This window comes from Marinobacter sp. MBR-99 (assembly GCF_040547575.1).
GTDB lineage: Bacteria > Pseudomonadota > Gammaproteobacteria > Pseudomonadales > Oleiphilaceae > Marinobacter.
Map to the genome: position 1 here is coordinate 16,105 of NZ_JBEPPY010000005.1, position 15,634 is coordinate 31,738.

General features: G+C 58.8%; 15 protein-coding genes and 1 pseudogene. 7 read left to right on the top strand and 9 right to left on the bottom strand.

The genetic code is table 11. The annotated features are described in order from the left end of the window. Positions 1-426: 426 nt before the first annotated feature. Positions 427-3,102, top strand: coding sequence for a nitrate reductase (locus tag ABIE59_RS05500; protein ID WP_354445001.1), 2,676 nt, complete (start codon positions 427-429; stop codon positions 3,100-3,102). A 7-nt stretch (positions 3,103-3,109) separates the two neighbouring features. Here the strand turns inward: ABIE59_RS05500 and ABIE59_RS05505 are convergent, their stop codons facing one another. After that, the gene (locus ABIE59_RS05505; RefSeq protein ID WP_354445003.1) at positions 3,110-3,808 is read right to left on the bottom strand and encodes a hypothetical protein; all 699 of its coding nucleotides are present in this window, start codon (positions 3,806-3,808) and stop codon (positions 3,110-3,112) included. A 175-nt stretch (positions 3,809-3,983) separates the two neighbouring features. Here ABIE59_RS05505 and ABIE59_RS05510 point away from each other — a divergent pair, with 175 nt between their 5' ends. Genes ABIE59_RS05510 through ABIE59_RS05520 form a run of 3 tightly spaced genes read left to right on the top strand, consistent with a single transcriptional unit; the run spans position 3,984 to position 4,978 of the window. Then, positions 3,984-4,247 carry a BrnT family toxin gene (locus ABIE59_RS05510; RefSeq protein ID WP_354445005.1) on the top strand — a complete coding sequence of 88 codons (264 nt, stop codon included), beginning with the start codon at positions 3,984-3,986 and terminating at the stop codon, positions 4,245-4,247. Then, positions 4,237-4,506 (top strand): type II toxin-antitoxin system BrnA family antitoxin, encoded by a 270-nt coding sequence (brnA, locus tag ABIE59_RS05515; RefSeq protein WP_354445007.1) that lies wholly within the window; start codon positions 4,237-4,239, stop codon positions 4,504-4,506. Before ABIE59_RS05510 ends, brnA begins: the two co-directional genes overlap by 11 nt. Before the next feature lie 55 nt (positions 4,507-4,561). Further along, a complete protein-coding gene (locus ABIE59_RS05520; RefSeq protein ID WP_354445009.1) occupies positions 4,562-4,978 on the top strand; it encodes a hypothetical protein in 417 nt (138 codons plus the stop codon). A 114-nt stretch (positions 4,979-5,092) separates the two neighbouring features. On the opposite strand, the gene ABIE59_RS05525 is transcribed toward ABIE59_RS05520, so the two are convergent. The 7 genes and pseudogenes from ABIE59_RS05525 to ABIE59_RS05555 form a co-directional block, all read right to left on the bottom strand. Then, positions 5,093-5,611: an Hcp family type VI secretion system effector gene (locus tag ABIE59_RS05525; protein ID WP_058092827.1), complete on the bottom strand. Its 519-nt coding sequence runs from the start codon at positions 5,609-5,611 to the stop codon at positions 5,093-5,095. 378 nt (positions 5,612-5,989) lie between these two features. Continuing rightward, a pseudogene (locus ABIE59_RS05530) lies at positions 5,990-6,526 on the bottom strand (PP2C family protein-serine/threonine phosphatase); the annotation flags it as partial. A 30-nt stretch (positions 6,527-6,556) separates the two neighbouring features. Then, on the bottom strand, positions 6,557-7,405 hold the full coding sequence (locus ABIE59_RS05535; protein ID WP_354445011.1) for a formate/nitrite transporter family protein: 849 nt from the start codon (positions 7,403-7,405) through the stop codon (positions 6,557-6,559). 296 nt (positions 7,406-7,701) lie between these two features. Beyond that, the gene (locus ABIE59_RS05540) at positions 7,702-8,430 is read right to left on the bottom strand and encodes an energy transducer TonB (protein ID WP_354445013.1); all 729 of its coding nucleotides are present in this window, start codon (positions 8,428-8,430) and stop codon (positions 7,702-7,704) included. Then, a complete protein-coding gene (locus tag ABIE59_RS05545; protein ID WP_354445015.1) occupies positions 8,427-8,837 on the bottom strand; it encodes an ExbD/TolR family protein in 411 nt (136 codons plus the stop codon). The genes ABIE59_RS05540 and ABIE59_RS05545 overlap by 4 nt, the downstream gene beginning before the upstream one ends. After that, positions 8,834-9,229: an ExbD/TolR family protein gene (locus ABIE59_RS05550; RefSeq protein WP_354445017.1), complete on the bottom strand. Its 396-nt coding sequence runs from the start codon at positions 9,227-9,229 to the stop codon at positions 8,834-8,836. Before ABIE59_RS05550 ends, ABIE59_RS05545 begins: the two co-directional genes overlap by 4 nt. Continuing rightward, positions 9,216-10,001: a MotA/TolQ/ExbB proton channel family protein gene (locus tag ABIE59_RS05555; protein WP_354445019.1), complete on the bottom strand. Its 786-nt coding sequence runs from the start codon at positions 9,999-10,001 to the stop codon at positions 9,216-9,218. The genes ABIE59_RS05550 and ABIE59_RS05555 overlap by 14 nt, the downstream gene beginning before the upstream one ends. A gap of 154 nt (positions 10,002-10,155) precedes the next feature. Here ABIE59_RS05555 and ABIE59_RS05560 point away from each other — a divergent pair, with 154 nt between their 5' ends. Next, the gene (locus ABIE59_RS05560) at positions 10,156-12,510 is read left to right on the top strand and encodes a diguanylate cyclase domain-containing protein (protein WP_354445021.1); all 2,355 of its coding nucleotides are present in this window, start codon (positions 10,156-10,158) and stop codon (positions 12,508-12,510) included. On the opposite strand, the gene ABIE59_RS05565 is transcribed toward ABIE59_RS05560, so the two are convergent. Next, a complete protein-coding gene (locus ABIE59_RS05565) occupies positions 12,507-13,274 on the bottom strand; it encodes a sulfite exporter TauE/SafE family protein (RefSeq protein ID WP_354445023.1) in 768 nt (255 codons plus the stop codon). The genes ABIE59_RS05560 and ABIE59_RS05565 overlap by 4 nt on opposite strands. A 95-nt stretch (positions 13,275-13,369) precedes the next feature. Between ABIE59_RS05565 and ABIE59_RS05570 the strand changes: the two genes are divergently transcribed. Together ABIE59_RS05570 and ABIE59_RS05575 are read left to right on the top strand one after the other, a co-directional pair. Next, complete coding sequence (locus ABIE59_RS05570) at positions 13,370-14,857, top strand: amidase (protein ID WP_354445025.1); 1,488 nt, start codon at positions 13,370-13,372, stop codon at positions 14,855-14,857. A gap of 142 nt (positions 14,858-14,999) precedes the next feature. Next, on the top strand, positions 15,000-15,608 hold the full coding sequence (locus ABIE59_RS05575) for a hypothetical protein (RefSeq protein ID WP_354445027.1): 609 nt from the start codon (positions 15,000-15,002) through the stop codon (positions 15,606-15,608). Positions 15,609-15,634: the final 26 nt, after the last annotated feature.

Genomic DNA, 15,634 nt, shown 5'->3' on the forward strand with positions numbered 1-15,634 from the left:
CCGGAGAGCAGGCGCCAATGCCTTTGAACGAGAGATGTGATGTCTTGATGGTTCGCTAATACCTGAGCATAAGCCGTGCCATTTTTTAATATTTATACATTTCAATGGTTTGATGTTTACTTCAGTGCTTAGTGAGGAAAATGTCAGCGTAGCCCGGTCTGTTTTTGGTGCAATCTGAGCAATTTCGCACCAACGTGAAACGCTCCTGGAGGGTTGTTGCTCCCCGTGCCTGAGTCTTTGACCTGTGGAATAAGGCTGCAGCCCGGTCCCCGTCACAAGGCGGGCCCAGTGGATGCTGACATAACGATCTCTGGCCCCGTAATTGCTTTCTCTACAACAGACAACTTAGGCAAAGAAGCCCGCCCCGGATCTGGAAACAGGCCCCGGATGGCGGGCTTTTTTTATGGGTAAAGCAGAGGATTGATCATGAAAAACCGCCGAACCACTCCTGAAAGTACCGCCACCACTTGCCCTTATTGCGGTGTGGGCTGTGGTGTTATGGCGAAACCTGACGCCGTTCAGGGCGATGCAGGGCATCCGGCCAACAATGGTCGCCTTTGTGTCAAAGGCTCTGCGTTGCATGAAACCGTGACCGGACACAACCGGTTGCTGGCCCCTCGTGTGGCAGGGCATAACGTTGAGTGGTCGGAAGCTATTGACCGGGTCGCTGAGGCCATCCGTGTTTCGGTCAGAGACCATGGCCCGGAGTCTGTGGCCTTTTACCTGTCTGGCCAATTGCTCACCGAGGACTATTACATCGCCAACAAGCTGGCCAAGGGCTTTATTGGAACCCCGCACGTGGATACCAATTCCCGATTGTGCATGTCGTCCGCCGTGGCAGCCCACAAGAGGGCGTTTGGTGAGGACTGCGTGCCCGGCTGTTATGAGGACCTCGAGCTGGCAGACTTACTGGTGCTGGCGGGCAGTAATGCCGCCTGGACGCATCCCGTTCTTTATCAGCGGATAAAAGCGTCCCACCGGTCCGGGCGCAAAGTGGTTGCCATTGACCCAAGGCAAACTGCAACCACAGAGATGGCCGACCTGCACCTGCAACTGCGGCCGGGAACCGACACCCTGCTGTTCAATGGTTTACTGGTTTGGCTGAATGACCACGGAGCCCTGGCCACACAATACCTGGAGCAGCATTGCAACGGTTTCGAGGAAACCCTGAGCGTGGCCCGCGCCTGCGCTCCTTCGGTACCGGCAGTCGCCCGTGGATGTGACCTTCGGGCTGCGGATGTGGAACGCTTCTATCGGTGGTTCGCCGAGACCGATCGAACAGTCTCCGCCTTTTCCCAGGGTATCAATCAGTCGGTGGCTGGCACCGACAAGGCCAACGCCATTATCAACTGCCACCTGGCCACGGGGCGTGTTGGCCGGCCCGGCGCCGGTCCGTTTTCGCTCACCGGTCAACCCAATGCCATGGGTGGGAGGGAAGTGGGCGGTCTGGCCAATACCCTGGCGGCCCATATGGATTACGACACGCCCGGCGCGGTGCAACGGGTTGCCGACTTCTGGCACAGCGAGAAACTGGCAGCGGGACCAGGCTATAAGGCGGTGGATCTGTTTGAAGCCGTTCACCGGGGCGACATCCGGGTGCTCTGGGTGATGGGCACCAATCCGGCAGTCAGCCTGCCCGACAGCGCCCGGGTGCGGGAGGCCCTGGCGCGGTGCGAGACCCTTATAGTCTCAGACTGCGTGGCCCAGACCGATACCACGGCGTTTGCCGATATCCTGCTGCCTGCCGCCGGTTGGGGCGAGAAGGACGGCACCGTGACCAACTCCGAACGGTGCATTTCACGCCAGCGTCGATTTTTGCCAGTCCCAGAGGGTGTCTGGCCGGATTGGCGAATCATCCGGGATGTCGCCCAGGCGCTCGGTTATGGTCACGCCTTTGATTACCAGGACCCTGCGGAGATTTTCAGGGAACATGCGGCACTGTCCGGTTACGGTAACGGCGGTGAGAGAGTGTTTGATATTTCCGCCCTAGCCAATCTGAGCTCCGCGGATTACGACCGGCTCCAGCCCGTGCAGTGGCCGCTTACCGGGGGCAGTCCCGGCGCCTGGCTACAGACCCGCCGGCTGTTCTCCGATGGTCGTTTCCCCACGCCCGATGGCCGCGCCCGCCTAGTACCGGTTTCGACCCTGCCGCCCGGACAGCAGCCGGATGCCCGGTATCCTCTGATCGTGAATACCGGCCGTATTCGGGACCAATGGCATACCATGACGCGTACGGCGCGGGCGCCCAGACTGTTTGCCCATCGCAGTGAGCCTTTTATCGAGGTTCACCCGAAGGACATCGCCACCTTTGGTTTGATTGAAGGCGCACTGGCCACGCTGACAGGGCCCGCCCGAAAGGGGTTTACCGGCCGGGTCCGGGCCAGCGCCGCACAGAGACCCGGAGAGGTCTTCGTTCCAATTCACTGGAACCGGCAGTTTGCATCCTCAGCCCTGGCCTCCAACCTGATCGCCCCCATCGTCGACCCGATTTCGGGGCAGCCGGAAGCCAAATTTGGCGTAGCCACCCTTCGGCCACTCATCACCCGATGGCAAGCCCGGCTCATGCTGCCCGCGGCCGGGGGCACCGCGTTGGACGCCACGTCACTGGACTACTGGAGCCACCAGGCACTGCCTCATAGCCGGTCCTGGTGGCTGGCCGGTCGCCGGTCAATGGACTGGCGTGAATGGGCCCAGCAGGTGTTCGCCAGGGAACCGGAGCTGGTTATGCAAGATGGTGCCCGGCGTCGTTTTCGTGCGGCTTGGCTCACCGGCAACCGGTTGGATGGCGTATTGCTGGTAGAACCCTGTGTGCAATCCATGCCGGACCTCGGCTGGTTGGATGACTGTTTTGGCTCCGAGAACCTGACGCCGGAGCAGCGACGATCCTTGTTGGCCGCAGGCTCGATTGATGCAGAACCCACCGGACCGCTGGTCTGCAGCTGTTTCCAGGTAGGCGAGCGCCAGATCAACCAGGCAATCGAAGATGGGGCCGCCAGCGTTGAAGCCTTGGGCCAGCGGCTGCAGTGCGGCAGCAACTGTGGGTCTTGTATACCTGAAATTCGTGGCTTGCTGGCGAAATCGGCGGATCGGGAGCCGGCTTGAAGCCGAATTAGTCCGGGCTGCGTAGCAGAGAAACCGGCACCCGGTACCGCAAACCGCGGGCATTGAGGGTGACCGCAACCGTGCAGGTCTTTCGGTTCACCCGGATGACCTGGCCCCGTTTTTCGTGCCGGCCTTCGCCAAAACAGACCGCATCGCCTATTTGCCACTGTTGGAGTGCCCGGACGGGGTTGGGGAATTCAAAGGGTGTGCTGGAAAGCGCCACTCCGGTTTTTCCTGCAGTCTCCTCAAGATACTGCCGGGTGGCGACTGCCGCACCGCTGGTATATAACCCGTCCAGCGCGTCATAGAAATGCCGGTTGTGCACTGAACCATAGTGCCGCTGGCCCGCACTGTATTGCAGCAAATGGGCAAACTCATGACAGCAGGTATGGGCCAGCAGGTTCAACACACTCACCTCACCCCCAAAATAGCCCCGGCCCCGGATCTCCCGCGTCGATAACCAGCCCTGGGCGGTTTCCGGCTGATGCTTGGCGGCAATCATCCTGACCCCGTAGTTAATCAGATGCTGTTTACGCGCCGGATCATAACGGTGATACGTGGCCTGGCCAGACCCCACCCGCAACGCCAGCCCTGCGCCCGGGTTTTGCTCCCGAACCCGGGCTTCGACGGGCGTCCACAGGATGTGGCGCGTGGCTTGGCACATGAGAGTGCCGATGGCTCGGGTGGTTGATATTGGTACTGGCATACTCGTTGGATATCTGGATTGAAGAGCACAGAGTGGTAATGGTCGTGCAAGCGTAACCATGGAATTTACAAATTGCTATGGCCCGTGTTGGCAGAATTGTTCAGAGTCTCTTTGACGTTTTGTACCGTGGTAGTATTCTCTTGTCGGGTGAGTAAAAAAGGAATAGTTTGTACTCATGGATGTGTTTGAATTTGACGGAACCAAAAGCCAGGCCAATCTGGACAAGCACGGCATTGATTTCCTGGCTGCCCAGCAGTTGTGGGAAGACCCGTCTTTGCTGGAAGTAAAGGCAAAGTGCGTGGATGAGCCTCGATATCTGCTGATTGGAAAGATTGGGGACAAGCACTGGTCGGCCGTTGTGACCTACCGGGAAGGGCGTATTCGCCTGATTTCGGTCAGACGTTCCCGCAAGAAAGAGGTTGAGCTTTATGAAAGCTAAAGATTTTGACAAGAAGTTTGATGAGAGCCAGAAAGATGTTGTTGGAGATCTTGATCTGTCTTCTGCAAGGCGGGTGAATCAGGAACAAAAGCGAATCAATGTTGATTTTCCGGCCTGGGTCGTGGAGTCTCTGGATCGTGAGGCCGCGCGTATTGGCGTTACCCGTCAATCCATCATCAAGGTCTGGCTGGTTGAACGTTTGCAGGCGGAGGCTGCCAACAAGCCGCTTAATCAGGACAATTCAGGCGGTGCTCACTAAGGGAGCGGTGTAACTCAGGAGAAGAACCCATCCGGTCCATGGAGTCGGCAGGCCCATGGCTAGTTTTATTTCGGAAGGCAATATCGAGCAGGCGCTATTGCAGCGCCTTCAGCACATTCACGGCTTCAATGTGTTGGATTGCTATACCGCAAAGCCGGAAGACCTGAACGATGGCTCCCGCCGTGCCGACAAGCGTGATGTGGCTCGTCAGATACCGGTCGATATCGATCCCGAGTCGGATCTGAGTTTGCTCAGAAAGTCTGGGGTTGAAGATATTTCCTTGGGTACGGGTTCGACTCGAATGAATCCGACGAACGTCCCGTCGCGAAAAAGGGTTGTGTCGTTGCTGTCGATGCGCAAAGTATCGAACAAGGATGATTGCACTGACACTGCAGAGTCTTGGCTGGGTGAAAATGATATTGGTTTTATGTGTCCTTATCTTATTTCAGTGAAGCTTCCGGCGGGCTCCTAAACTGCAGCAACTTCTTCCTCAGTTACATTAACGTTGCTCATTACCAATTTCCTTTTGGTAGATTAAATGACAAAAGAGGGGCCGTGGCCCCTCTTTTTGACATCAAAGCGTAACTTACGCCTCGATCGGCGTACGCCAGTCGTCTGCACCGGAAGTACCGGCAACGGCATGCTCCCAGGTGACCTTGCGGTAGGACAGGGAAACAGTCACCAGCTGGGTGAAGTCAGCGTTGGCGGCGTCCTGGCAGTGGGGCATGTTGCAGTTGATGTCGATGATGGTGGCATCTTCCAGGATGGTGGAGAAGAAGTGCTCCTGCTTACCTTCTACGGAAGTGCGGTACCACTTGAGCTCTACCTTCGGCAGCATTTCGCCGGAAGCCAGGGCGTTGTACATCAGCGGGGTGGCTTTGTTCAGGGCAGAAGTGAACTTGAACGGCTTGTGTACACGCTGGCCGGAAGGCTGACCAGACTGCGGGTCAGTCGGAACGGTGACAACGTGGCTGAATTCCTGAACCAGCACTTCGTCTTCGTGACCTTCAACGTAGATGTTGCCTACGGAGTCGGAAGTGAATGCGCCAGCGGTGATGTTACCCTGAGTTTTACCTTCGATGCTGATATAACAAGGAGTTGGCATAGTCTGCTCCATGACGTTTAAGTGAATGTTTGTCCCCGGGCTGTTCCCTGGACGCGCTTACTGGTTACAAGCGCTGTGCCAACTCTAAAAAAACGATTGAATACAATTGCCTAAGTAATTTCTGGCGACACTGAAATTTGTCGTGAGCAAACCGTTGCTTGCCCTCTGGGCGAGCTTTTGCTGGCCGGGCAAGAAGTTGCCCGCTCAGGGGTGCCAGGCGAATGATGCCAGCAAGGCGAGTAACAACAGCGCAGACATTCCCTGCCAGAAGGCCACCGGGTGGCGCTCCATCAGGGGTTTCTGGTGATGCCGCTGCCACTGCGGATTCGGTTGGCGCAGGTCGAACAGGAACTCTGACAGCGCCGGGTGGTCCAGGTCGTCACCCGCCGCCAGGTAGTCGATATCCACTTGCTGGCTCAGACCCATGGCCCGGTTCAGACAGCTGTCTTCCCGGGACAACCATACCCGATGATCGGTGGTCAGCTGTTCCAGCGAGTTCCCCTGCAAACGATAGATACGGGCATCGCCAACATGGAACAGATGGGCCGTCGCCGATTTCAGCACCAGCACACTGAGGGTGCAGACGTAGCCTCTGTCCTGATCATAGCGGTAGCGGCTTTGCCGGGTCTGGGCGTGCAGCCAGGCGTTAGTAGCCCGAAGCACCCGCTGGGCAGACTGCTTTACTGACCAGCTGTTTGGTGTGGCGTAATAGTCATTGAGAAAGCCCGCGACGGCAGATTCACTGGCAATCTGGCTGACGTTGCTGGAGCTGATGCCATCGGCAATCGCTACCGCAATGCCTTTGATGCCCGACTGAGGGCTGTCCGGGATCACCAGTCCATGGAAATCCTGATTGACCGGCTTGGCGCCCTTGTCGGTGTGTTGGCCGGTCGAAACCGTGAGCTGTGAGGTCATAATTTGTGGCGCCCCGAACGTCTCCCATGCTCAGTTGCTGCGAACCGGTTCGCCGGTGTTAAAACGCTCTGGCAGGGCAAGCTTGGGGGCCGTGCGCACATGAGTGGCATAGAGAGTCAGGCCGGTAAACGACAGGCCGCCGACCAGGTTGCCCAGTACGGTGGGGATTTCGTTCCAGACGAAATAATCCATGATGCCGAACTCGCCGCCCATCAACAGGGCAAACGGGAACAGGAACATGTTGACGATGGAATGCTCAAAACCCATGTAGAAGAACAGCATGATCGGCATCCACATGGCCAGCACCTTGCCCTGTACCGTGGTTGAGATCATCGCCCCGACCACGCCCATAGATACCATCCAGTTGCAGAGTACGCCCCGCAGAAAAATGGTAAACCAGCCGGCCACGCCGTGTTCCGCGTAACCCAGAGTGCGCTCCTTGCCGATCGCGGCAATGCGGTCGCCGACCACGCCGGGTTCGGTATTAAAGCCGTAGGTGAAGACAAAGGCCATGATGACAGCGACGGTTAAAGCGCCGGCAAAGTTGCCAAGGAATACCCAGCCCCAGTTGCGAAGAATGCCGCGGGTATCCACCCCCGGGCGTTTGTCCAGCAGGGCCAGGGGGGTGAGCATGAACACCCCGGTGAGCAGGTCAAAGCCCATCAGGTAAAGCATGCAGAAGCCAACCGGGAACAGCATGGCGCCGATCAGTGGGCTGCCTGTCTGAACGGCAACGGTGACCGCGAATACCGCTGCCAGGGACAGAATGGCGCCGGCCATGAACGCTCGGATCAGAACATCCCGGGTAGCCATGTAGATTTTTGATTCACCGGTGTCCACCATTTTGGTGACGAATTCCGACGGCATGATGTAAGACATAGGTTATCCCCTGGTTCCTTCTTTGCCCGCTTTTCCGTGGGCGAAAAAAAACGACGACGCCCATGGGCTGCCGTGAATGGCAGGCATGAGCAGACGCCGTCGTCTGAAAGATTGCTGTTTGGGCAGACAAACTCGATCTGCTGACCAGGACTCAGCAGGCACCGTGCCAGCTCTGGGTTTTTCGGGGAAAAGGCTTTTAATTCAGTAAGTAATAAAAGGGCAGCGGGCTGTGTGCCCGGGGCGGTGTTTGCTGGCCTGCACCGGCTCAGTGCGATCTGCGCTTCTGTGGTGCGGGTTCAGCGCAAGCTGAAGCGAACGGGTAGCGCGTAGGTAAACGTCTGGCCGCGCATGGTGTCCGGAACCTTGGGCAGGGGCGCTGCCTGGGCGAGCATCTGCATGGCTGAGTCATCAAGCAGTTGATGCCCGGAGCTGTCCCGCAGCGAATGGCTGACCAGAGAGCCGTCACGGGCAAATTCGAAGACGATCACCGGGGTGCCTTCCTGCCCGAGGCGTCGGGCCCGCCGGGGGTATTCGTAATAACGGGCCAGGTGGCGGCTGAGTTTGCTCAGGTAGCTGTCGACATCGCTGGAGTTCCCGGCGTTCTGGAGGGGTATCGCATCCTGGCTGTTATCGGCATCTGCTTCCTCCCCGACTTCTTCTACCGCCGCTGTATCCGTGGGTGCTGGCGTGCTGGGCTCGCTGACTGGCTCGGCAACGGGCTCTGGCTCCGGAGCCGGTTCTGGCTCAGGTTCGGGCTCAGGTTCGGGCTCAGGTTCGGGCTCAGGTTCCGGTGTCGGCTCGGGTTCCGGGGTGGGTTCCGGTTCCGCCACGGGTTCCTGTTGAGGTTCTGGCGATTGTCGGCCAGCAAGGCTGATCCGGATGGCCGGAGCGGTGTTGACAGCGCTGTCGCCCAGCACCGGAAGTTCCATGGGGTTGTCCGGCGCCATCAGTGCCAGCGTGGCTAGCGTCGCCACAATGGCGGCGGCCAGAATCAGTGCTTTCGGGCCCCGTCCTGCGGTTGTCATGCCCCGGGCTCCGTCAGCAGCAGCACGTCGGTGTAGCCGCCGGCTTCCAGAACACTCAACAGGTCTTCCAGGTCCGCCATGGTGAGGCTTTGGTGGGCGGCAATGCGCAAAGACGCCTGATCGTCAGGTTCGGGCAAACTTGCCAGCAGCCTGTCCCGGCTGACCGTTTCTCCACCCACGGTCCAGCTGCCATCGGCCTTGACCATCAGGTCTGCCTCTGGAGCGCGCTCTTCTTTTAGCTGCGAGCTTCCCGGCAGTTCCGGCAATGGGTCTTCAGTGAGCTGGCCGGCAACAATAAAGAACATCAATAGCAGGAACACCAGATTGATCAGCGGCAGCAACGCATCTTCAACACGTTCCAGCAGACCTTTTCCGGAGGTGGCGGGGGGTGGAACCAGGTCGGTCATGATTCAGGTGTGCCGCTACGTTTCCAGTGGGGGGTGATGCCGGCGTTATCCAGCGTGCTCAGCGTACCGGTAAAGCTGGCCAGGCTAGCCTCTGGAGCCGTCTCGAGGTTTGCTTCGGAAACGCCGGCGGCGGTCAGGGCCGGTACCAGCTCCTGCAGGCTGTAGCGGGTGTCCTGCCAAAGGATGCGGCCATCTACCTCTACCCGGAGTTCCGGGCGTGGGTCGCCTTCGGTGGTGCTGCGCTGGCTAGTGTCGTTGCCCAGTTCCAGGTAATCCACAGGTAACAGCCTGGTGGTGAGCATGAAAAACACCAGCAGGATAAACACCACATCAATCAGTGGTGTAATCCGGATCGGTATGGGCCTGTTTGGTCGGGGCTCAACCAGCTGCATGGGCAAAACGCGGGTTGTCTGCGGTGTCGTAGCTGTGGCTGGCTTGAGCGGCCTGCTCCGCAGCAACTGTGGGTTGCTCGGTAACAGGCTGCGGCTCTGTGGCCGGCAGTACGTTGAACACGCTTACCAGGGTGCTGTTAATAACCTTGTGAATGCGTCTCAGGCGAAACTCCACCCAGGCCGCTAGTGCCGCAAATGGAATCGCAATGACCAGGCCTGCGGCAGTGGTGGTCAGGGCTTCGTAGATACCGCCACTGAGCTGGCTGGCATTGGCACGGCCATCGGTTGCCGCCATGGCGCTGAAGGCTTCCATCATGCCCATAACCGTGCCCAGCAGACCAAGCAGTGGCGCCAGGGCTGCGATCACTTCAATGATCTTGAGCGGCGCTTCAAAGGGTTCCAGAGCGTGTTGGGCGTCCCGCACGGCGGTCTCCCGAACCGCTGTGGTGTTTGCCGTGCCTTTGCAGGCCGACATGGTATTCACCATCAAATGCATCAGAGGATTACAACGGCCCAAAAAGCCCGCCTGCTCCCGCACCTTTTCGGGCCGGGTATCTGCCGGGGAGGACTGCCACTGCTGGATAAGGTGCTTCAGCTTGCGGGTGTATCGGGGTGCGTACAAGGCGCCGAAAAGCATCAGATAAACGAAGGTGACGAGGCCAATAACGGCAATGGCGATAAGCACAATCATCACCGGTCCGCCCATGTCGATCAGTTGGGCAAGGGGGCCGTGCTGGGCCAGTGCGGCGGATGCAGGGCTGATGGAATCCATACAGAATCGCTCGGAAAATGAAAATAGATCTAAATAATAACGATTATCACTGAAATTACAAGCGGGAATCTGATTGGAAAACCTGTCTTTGCTACACTTTCATAAAGTTCGTAGAATGCGGCGTGTATGGTTTGGACAGCATGAGGTTGGTTATTTGATAAAGTTGTGGTTTGCGAGTCTGGCGAATCGGGCAGTTGCCCTGGTAGTGGCTTTTGTGTTGGTGACCGCGGTTGTGGTGGCCAGCATTGGTTCTGCGCTGAGCCGGTCAGAGCTGGAATATCAGGCGCACCGCCAAGTTGAAATGATTGTCGGAATGGTGACTCGTGACCTCGACCAGAAACTTGCCCTGCGGCGTGACGTTCTCTCTCACGTTGCCAGTGAAATCCCGGCCTCGGAAGCCCTGCTCCAGAATCGGGCGCGAGTGATGTTGCGTCAGCAGGCCTCGCTGCTCAGGCTGTTTGATGCTCTGTTTATAATGGATGCCGAGGGTGAGCTACTGGCCGCCAATCCCCTTGATTATCTGGTCCCCAGCTTCAATGCCTCGGAACGGCCATACTTCAAAGCCGTTTCCAGCCAGCTGGTGCCGATTATCAGTGAACCGTACGTTACCGCTCTTGAGGGGCGGCCAGGCGTGATGCTGGCTGCACCCCTTTTCGATCACCGTAAACGTTTCACTGGCATGATTGGCGGGTTGATTCTGCTCAATGGTGACAACTTCATGAGCGATATCTCCGGGATTCGTGTGGGGGATGCGGGCTATCTGCGCCTGATAACCCGCCAGGGGGTGGTACTGGCTGATGGCCGTGACGGTCGGGTTATGGTACCGGTGGATGCCCGGCAGAGCTCTATTGCACGTGCCATGGAGGGATTTGAAGGTACACTTCGCGATGAGTCTGACCAGAAAATGCCGACCATCACTGCCTATGGGCAAATGGCCCAAGTGCCCTGGTTTGTGGCGGCGGTCTGGCCCGAGACGGATGCCTTCGCGTCGGTCAACCGTATGCGTGACGCTTTCAGTTGGACCCTGTTGTCAGTACTGGTTGTGTTGATCCCCCTGGCATTCTGGTTCTTCCATCGCTTGTTGCGGCCACTGCGCGATCTGAGCATTCAGATCTATCAGCGCCATACCGGCGAACGCCAGATGCCGGTCTCGGAAACCGGGGGGCGGGAAATCCGGAATGTGGCCCGGGTTTTCAACATGGTTCGCCATGAGCGCGACGAGATTCTTCGGTCATTGGCTGAGCGGGAGGCGTTCTTCCGTTCTCTGACCCAGGATGCCCCCATTGGCATTGTCCACTCCAATATTCTCGGCCGGATTGAATTTGTTAACCCGGCACTGTTGAACATTCTCGGTGAAACGACGGAACAGGTTACCCAGCGCTACCTTAGCTCGAAAGTGGCCGTTGAAGATCGCGACGCGGCATTGGCAGGCTGGCGCCGGGCATTGACCCGGCGCAGGTTTTATCGTGGACGACTGCGGTTGCTGACCACCCGTTCACCGGGGTATGTCTGGGTAGATACCATGACGTCGGTTATTGAACTGCCTGACCAGGCTCTTGGCACCATCACTATTGTGCGGGATGTCACCCGAGAAATGCGCTTTGAGCAGGCGCTCCGGGAAGAGCAGCAGAGGGCCGATTCGATACTGGATGTTTTGCAGGAAGGCGTTCTGATGGTCGACAAGGCGGGCCTGATCCGGTACGCCAACGACGCAGCCGGCGAGTTTCTTGCGTTGGGGGATGATTGCATTGGCGAGAACTTCTTCGAGACGGTGGTCTTTCGTTATGACAACCACAAGATGGAGCCGGAGGAGTTTCAGGAAGGCGACGAAATCGATAACCGGTACGTCACTCTGGAAAACTCGCAGGGTCAGGTCTACGACATTGATCTCACCATGTTGCACTTGCGCAGGGGTGAGCATGAGGAACGCCTCGTCTTTGTGCTGAGGGACGACAGCGAACGGCGTCGGGAAGAAGAAAGGCTCTCCTGGGAGGCTACCCACGATGCGCTTACCCAACTGGTGAATCGCCGGGCTTTCACTGCCGCGTTGCTGAAAGCGCTGGCTGAGGCGCCACACCAGGCAACGCCCGCTGTTTTGATGATGATCGATCTGGATCATTTCAAACCGGTCAATGACCAGGGCGGCCACCTGGTGGGCGACGACCTGTTGAAACGCCTGGCGGATCTGTTCCAGAGCGCGGTTCGCCAATCGGATACCGTCGCACGGTTGGGGGGTGATGAATTTGCGATTCTGTTGCCCGGATGTGGTCTGGACCGGGCCGAAGCCCTGGCAGAAAACCTGCGCAGCCGGGTCGAGGCGCTGAAGGTCCAGCACGATGGCCGATTCTTCGGCGTCACAGTGTGCATCGGCCTCACGCCGGTGTCTCCCGGTGATAGTGGCCCGAGGGAGGTCATGGCACGTGCTGATGAGGGCTGCTACGTCGCCAAGTCACAGGGGCGTAATGCGGTGGTTTCAGTGCCGGCCCCGCCCGATGATACGTCACACTAGCCGAGCCAGCCGGCTGAGGCTCCCGCCTGCCATAAAAGACGCAGCGCCAGGAGTGTCAGAACTAGATTGAAGGCGAGGCTGAACCACCGGTTGGTCATGGATTTCAGAACGTGCAGCCCCAGCCAGGTGCCGGTGAAGCCGCAGGCAATCATGGCGAGAATGAACAGCAACCAGTCCGAGAACACGAATCCGGCAACTCCGAAGACCAGTGCTTTGGGTGCATGTTGCAGGGTCATGGCAGTGGCAAACGTGGCCACGGTTTTAAAGCGATCCCGGTGAATCTGCTTGATAAAGGCGGCGACCAGGGGGCCCGTGGCGCCCACGAACAGGCTGACAAAACTGGTGACGGCGGACGCTATAAAAATGCCGATGGGCCCGAACGATGCCTTTGGCAGTTTCGGCCCCCAACACAGATACAGCACGAACAGAGCGATGGATAGCTGCCAGAGGTGCGCGGGTAAATTAACCAACAGCCAGGCGCCAAGCGCCGCCCCTGCAATCACGCCGGGCGCGAAGGCAGCAATAACTTTCCAGTCGATGTGGTTCCGGGTCAGCACTGCCCGGCCGGTGTTGGAGCCCAGCTGAATCATGCCATGCACCGGAATAATCGCCGCCGGTGGCATCCAGGATGCCATCAACACCAGCAGCAGAACGCCACCACCGGCACCGAGCACAGCGGTCAGCATTGAGGTTATCGCCGAGGCCAATAGCAGGAAAAGAGCGACGCCCGGGCTAATGGCCTCTGGAAACAGGGTCAGGTCCATGGAACTCACTTTGGGATTGGCGTAAGCTCCTGAGTTTCCGGTTTATGCCCCGAAAGTCCAGTGGGGCGGTTAAATAACAACAAGCAGGGTGGCCGATGAAACAGTCCGAATACCTGAGATACGATGCAACAGCGCTGGCTGATCTTATCCGCCGGGGCGATGTGACACCCCGGGAAGTGACCGATGCGGCGGTGGAGCGGGCCAATCAAGTAAACGGGGCCCTGAATGCCATCTGCCACCCACAATATGCAGAGGCCATGGGCCAGGCGCCAGTGTCTGACGGACCGTTTGCCGGCGTGCCCCTGTTACTGAAAGACCTGGCCCAGGAGCAGGCCGGGCAGCCCTGTACATGCGGTAGCCGGGCCTTGCGCACCAATATCCCGAGCCGGGACTCACAGTTCGTACAACGTGCCCGTAAGGCTGGCTTGGTGTTTATCGGTCGCACGGCAACGCCGGAGTTCGGGCTCAAGGCCGTCACCGAGTCTGCCCTTTGGGGCCCTTGTCGCAACCCCTGGAACACGGAACTGACGCCCGGGGGTTCCAGCGGTGGCTCCGGTGCCGCGGTAGCCGTCGGTGTTGTTCCCATGGCCGGAGCCAACGATGGCGGTGGTTCCATCCGCATTCCGGCAGCTTACAACGGGCTGTTTGGACTAAAACCATCCCGCGGCCGGATCTCAGTAGGGCCCCACGCCGGAGAGGCCTGGACCGGTGCTTCGACTGATCATGTGGTGTCCCGTACGGTGAGAGACAGCGCCAGCATGCTGGATGTGCTAGCTGGAGCTGCCAGCGGTGACCCGTTCCGGATTCCAGAACCGGAGGGCTCCTGGTTGGACTTGATGCAGCAATCGCCGGGGCGGCTGAGAATTGGTGTGTTCACATCTTCTCCCTACGACACCGAGGTGGCGCCAGAGTGTGTAGCCGCCGTAGAAGAAACTGCCCGTATGCTGGAAGGCCTTGGGCACCATGTTGAATATGCCCGGCCGGAATTTGACGGCATGGCCCTGGCCCGCTGTTATCTGGCCCTGTACTTCGGTGAAGTATCCTCAATGATGGACCGGGCACGCGAGCAATTCGGTGCAGAGGACAAGGATTTTGAGCTGGAGACCCGGTTACTGGGTATGTTGGGGCGTACTATGCCGTTGCCGGATTATGTTCGTCGCCGGCAGCAATGGAATGACTTCGCCCGTGCCCTGGGTGCATTCTTCGAGCGTTTTGACCTGTACCTGTCGCCGACCACCGGCCAGTTGCCGGCAAGAATCGGTGAAATGGATACGCCGGCCCACCTCAAACTGATCGCCAGGCTGATGCTAACCCTGAAAGCGGGCAAACTGGTGCACCGCAGCGGCCAGGTGGACCAGATGGCGCTGGAAAGCCTGGCCCGAACGCCCTTTACCCAGCTCGCGAACCTGACCGGCACGCCGGCGATGTCGGTACCCATGCACTGGACCCGCGATGGTTTACCGGTAGGCGTCCAGTTCGGCGCCGCCCATGGCCGCGAGGATCGCCTGTTGCAGCTGGCTGCCCAGCTGGAGGAAGCAAACCCCTGGTTCGCCAATTACGAACGCCTGGAAAACGCGTTCTGATGCGTTGACACAACTTCCGGTGCGGGTTTGTGATCCGCGCCGGCAAACTCCACGTTTATCTTTACTGGTGGAACAGGCTATGCTGTAACACAGGGATCTGATTCCCTGACTACCCTGATGGCATCGAGGAGGCGAGCATCTTATGAACCAATCGATGGCAATCGACGATCTGGTATCCGTAGCACAGGCCGAAGCCATGGGGGAACTGGACGCCCCGATGATGGCGATAGTTCTGTCCAGTGAGCAGAGCTACGACCTGCCCATCAACTCTCTGGAAACCGATGCCGACAAGGCCCGCTGGGGTCTGATTCTGCGGGCGGCCCGCGAACATGTGGAAGCCGATGCCGTAGCGGTGCTCTACCCGGCCTGGACCACCATCCGCCGCAAACCGACCGATGCCGAGGCGCCCCAGTCCGAGGCAGAGGACGACGACAGCGCCGATGATGACAACGGCCCCATCGACACCCTGTTTGTGCAGCTGCACACCCGTGACAGAATCTATTGGCGGGGATTTGAGCAAATCCGCGATCCCAAACATCAGCGCATTATCGGCTTCCGCCGGATCAAAGCGTTGTCCACCGACTACGACAGAGACAGCGCGCCAAGCGTGACAGCCTGGTTGAGCACCCTGTTCGAACCTTTGCCAGACGAAGGCGAGGAAACCGATATCGACCGCGAGCTTGCGGATTTGCTGGAAGAGCCCGAGGTCAGCGCGGCACTCTACCCGCGGCAAATGCGGGCGTTGCACTGAGCTCCGAAAACATGGCCTGGCCCGAT

Excerpts from the sequence above, each read along its gene's own strand:
- ABIE59_RS05545 (WP_354445015.1), bottom strand. The coding sequence starts at position 8,837 with ATGACCGACCTGGTTCCACCCCCCGCCACCTCCGGAAAAGGTCTGCTG.
- ABIE59_RS05525 (WP_058092827.1), bottom strand. The coding sequence starts at position 5,611 with ATGCCAACTCCTTGTTATATCAGCATCGAAGGTAAAACTCAGGGTAAC.
- ABIE59_RS05570 (WP_354445025.1), top strand. The coding sequence starts at position 13,370 with ATGAAACAGTCCGAATACCTGAGATACGATGCAACAGCGCTGGCTGAT.
- ABIE59_RS05505 (WP_354445003.1), bottom strand. The coding sequence starts at position 3,808 with ATGCCAGTACCAATATCAACCACCCGAGCCATCGGCACTCTCATGTGC.
- ABIE59_RS05510 (WP_354445005.1), top strand. The coding sequence starts at position 3,984 with ATGGATGTGTTTGAATTTGACGGAACCAAAAGCCAGGCCAATCTGGAC.
- brnA (WP_354445007.1), top strand. The coding sequence starts at position 4,237 with ATGAAAGCTAAAGATTTTGACAAGAAGTTTGATGAGAGCCAGAAAGAT.
- ABIE59_RS05500 (WP_354445001.1), top strand. The coding sequence starts at position 427 with ATGAAAAACCGCCGAACCACTCCTGAAAGTACCGCCACCACTTGCCCT.
- ABIE59_RS05520 (WP_354445009.1), top strand. The coding sequence starts at position 4,562 with ATGGCTAGTTTTATTTCGGAAGGCAATATCGAGCAGGCGCTATTGCAG.
- ABIE59_RS05535 (WP_354445011.1), bottom strand. The coding sequence starts at position 7,405 with ATGTCTTACATCATGCCGTCGGAATTCGTCACCAAAATGGTGGACACC.
- ABIE59_RS05550 (WP_354445017.1), bottom strand. The coding sequence starts at position 9,229 with ATGCAGCTGGTTGAGCCCCGACCAAACAGGCCCATACCGATCCGGATT.
- ABIE59_RS05555 (WP_354445019.1), bottom strand. The coding sequence starts at position 10,001 with ATGGATTCCATCAGCCCTGCATCCGCCGCACTGGCCCAGCACGGCCCC.
- ABIE59_RS05575 (WP_354445027.1), top strand. The coding sequence starts at position 15,000 with ATGAACCAATCGATGGCAATCGACGATCTGGTATCCGTAGCACAGGCC.
- ABIE59_RS05540 (WP_354445013.1), bottom strand. The coding sequence starts at position 8,430 with ATGACAACCGCAGGACGGGGCCCGAAAGCACTGATTCTGGCCGCCGCC.
- ABIE59_RS05565 (WP_354445023.1), bottom strand. The coding sequence starts at position 13,274 with ATGGACCTGACCCTGTTTCCAGAGGCCATTAGCCCGGGCGTCGCTCTT.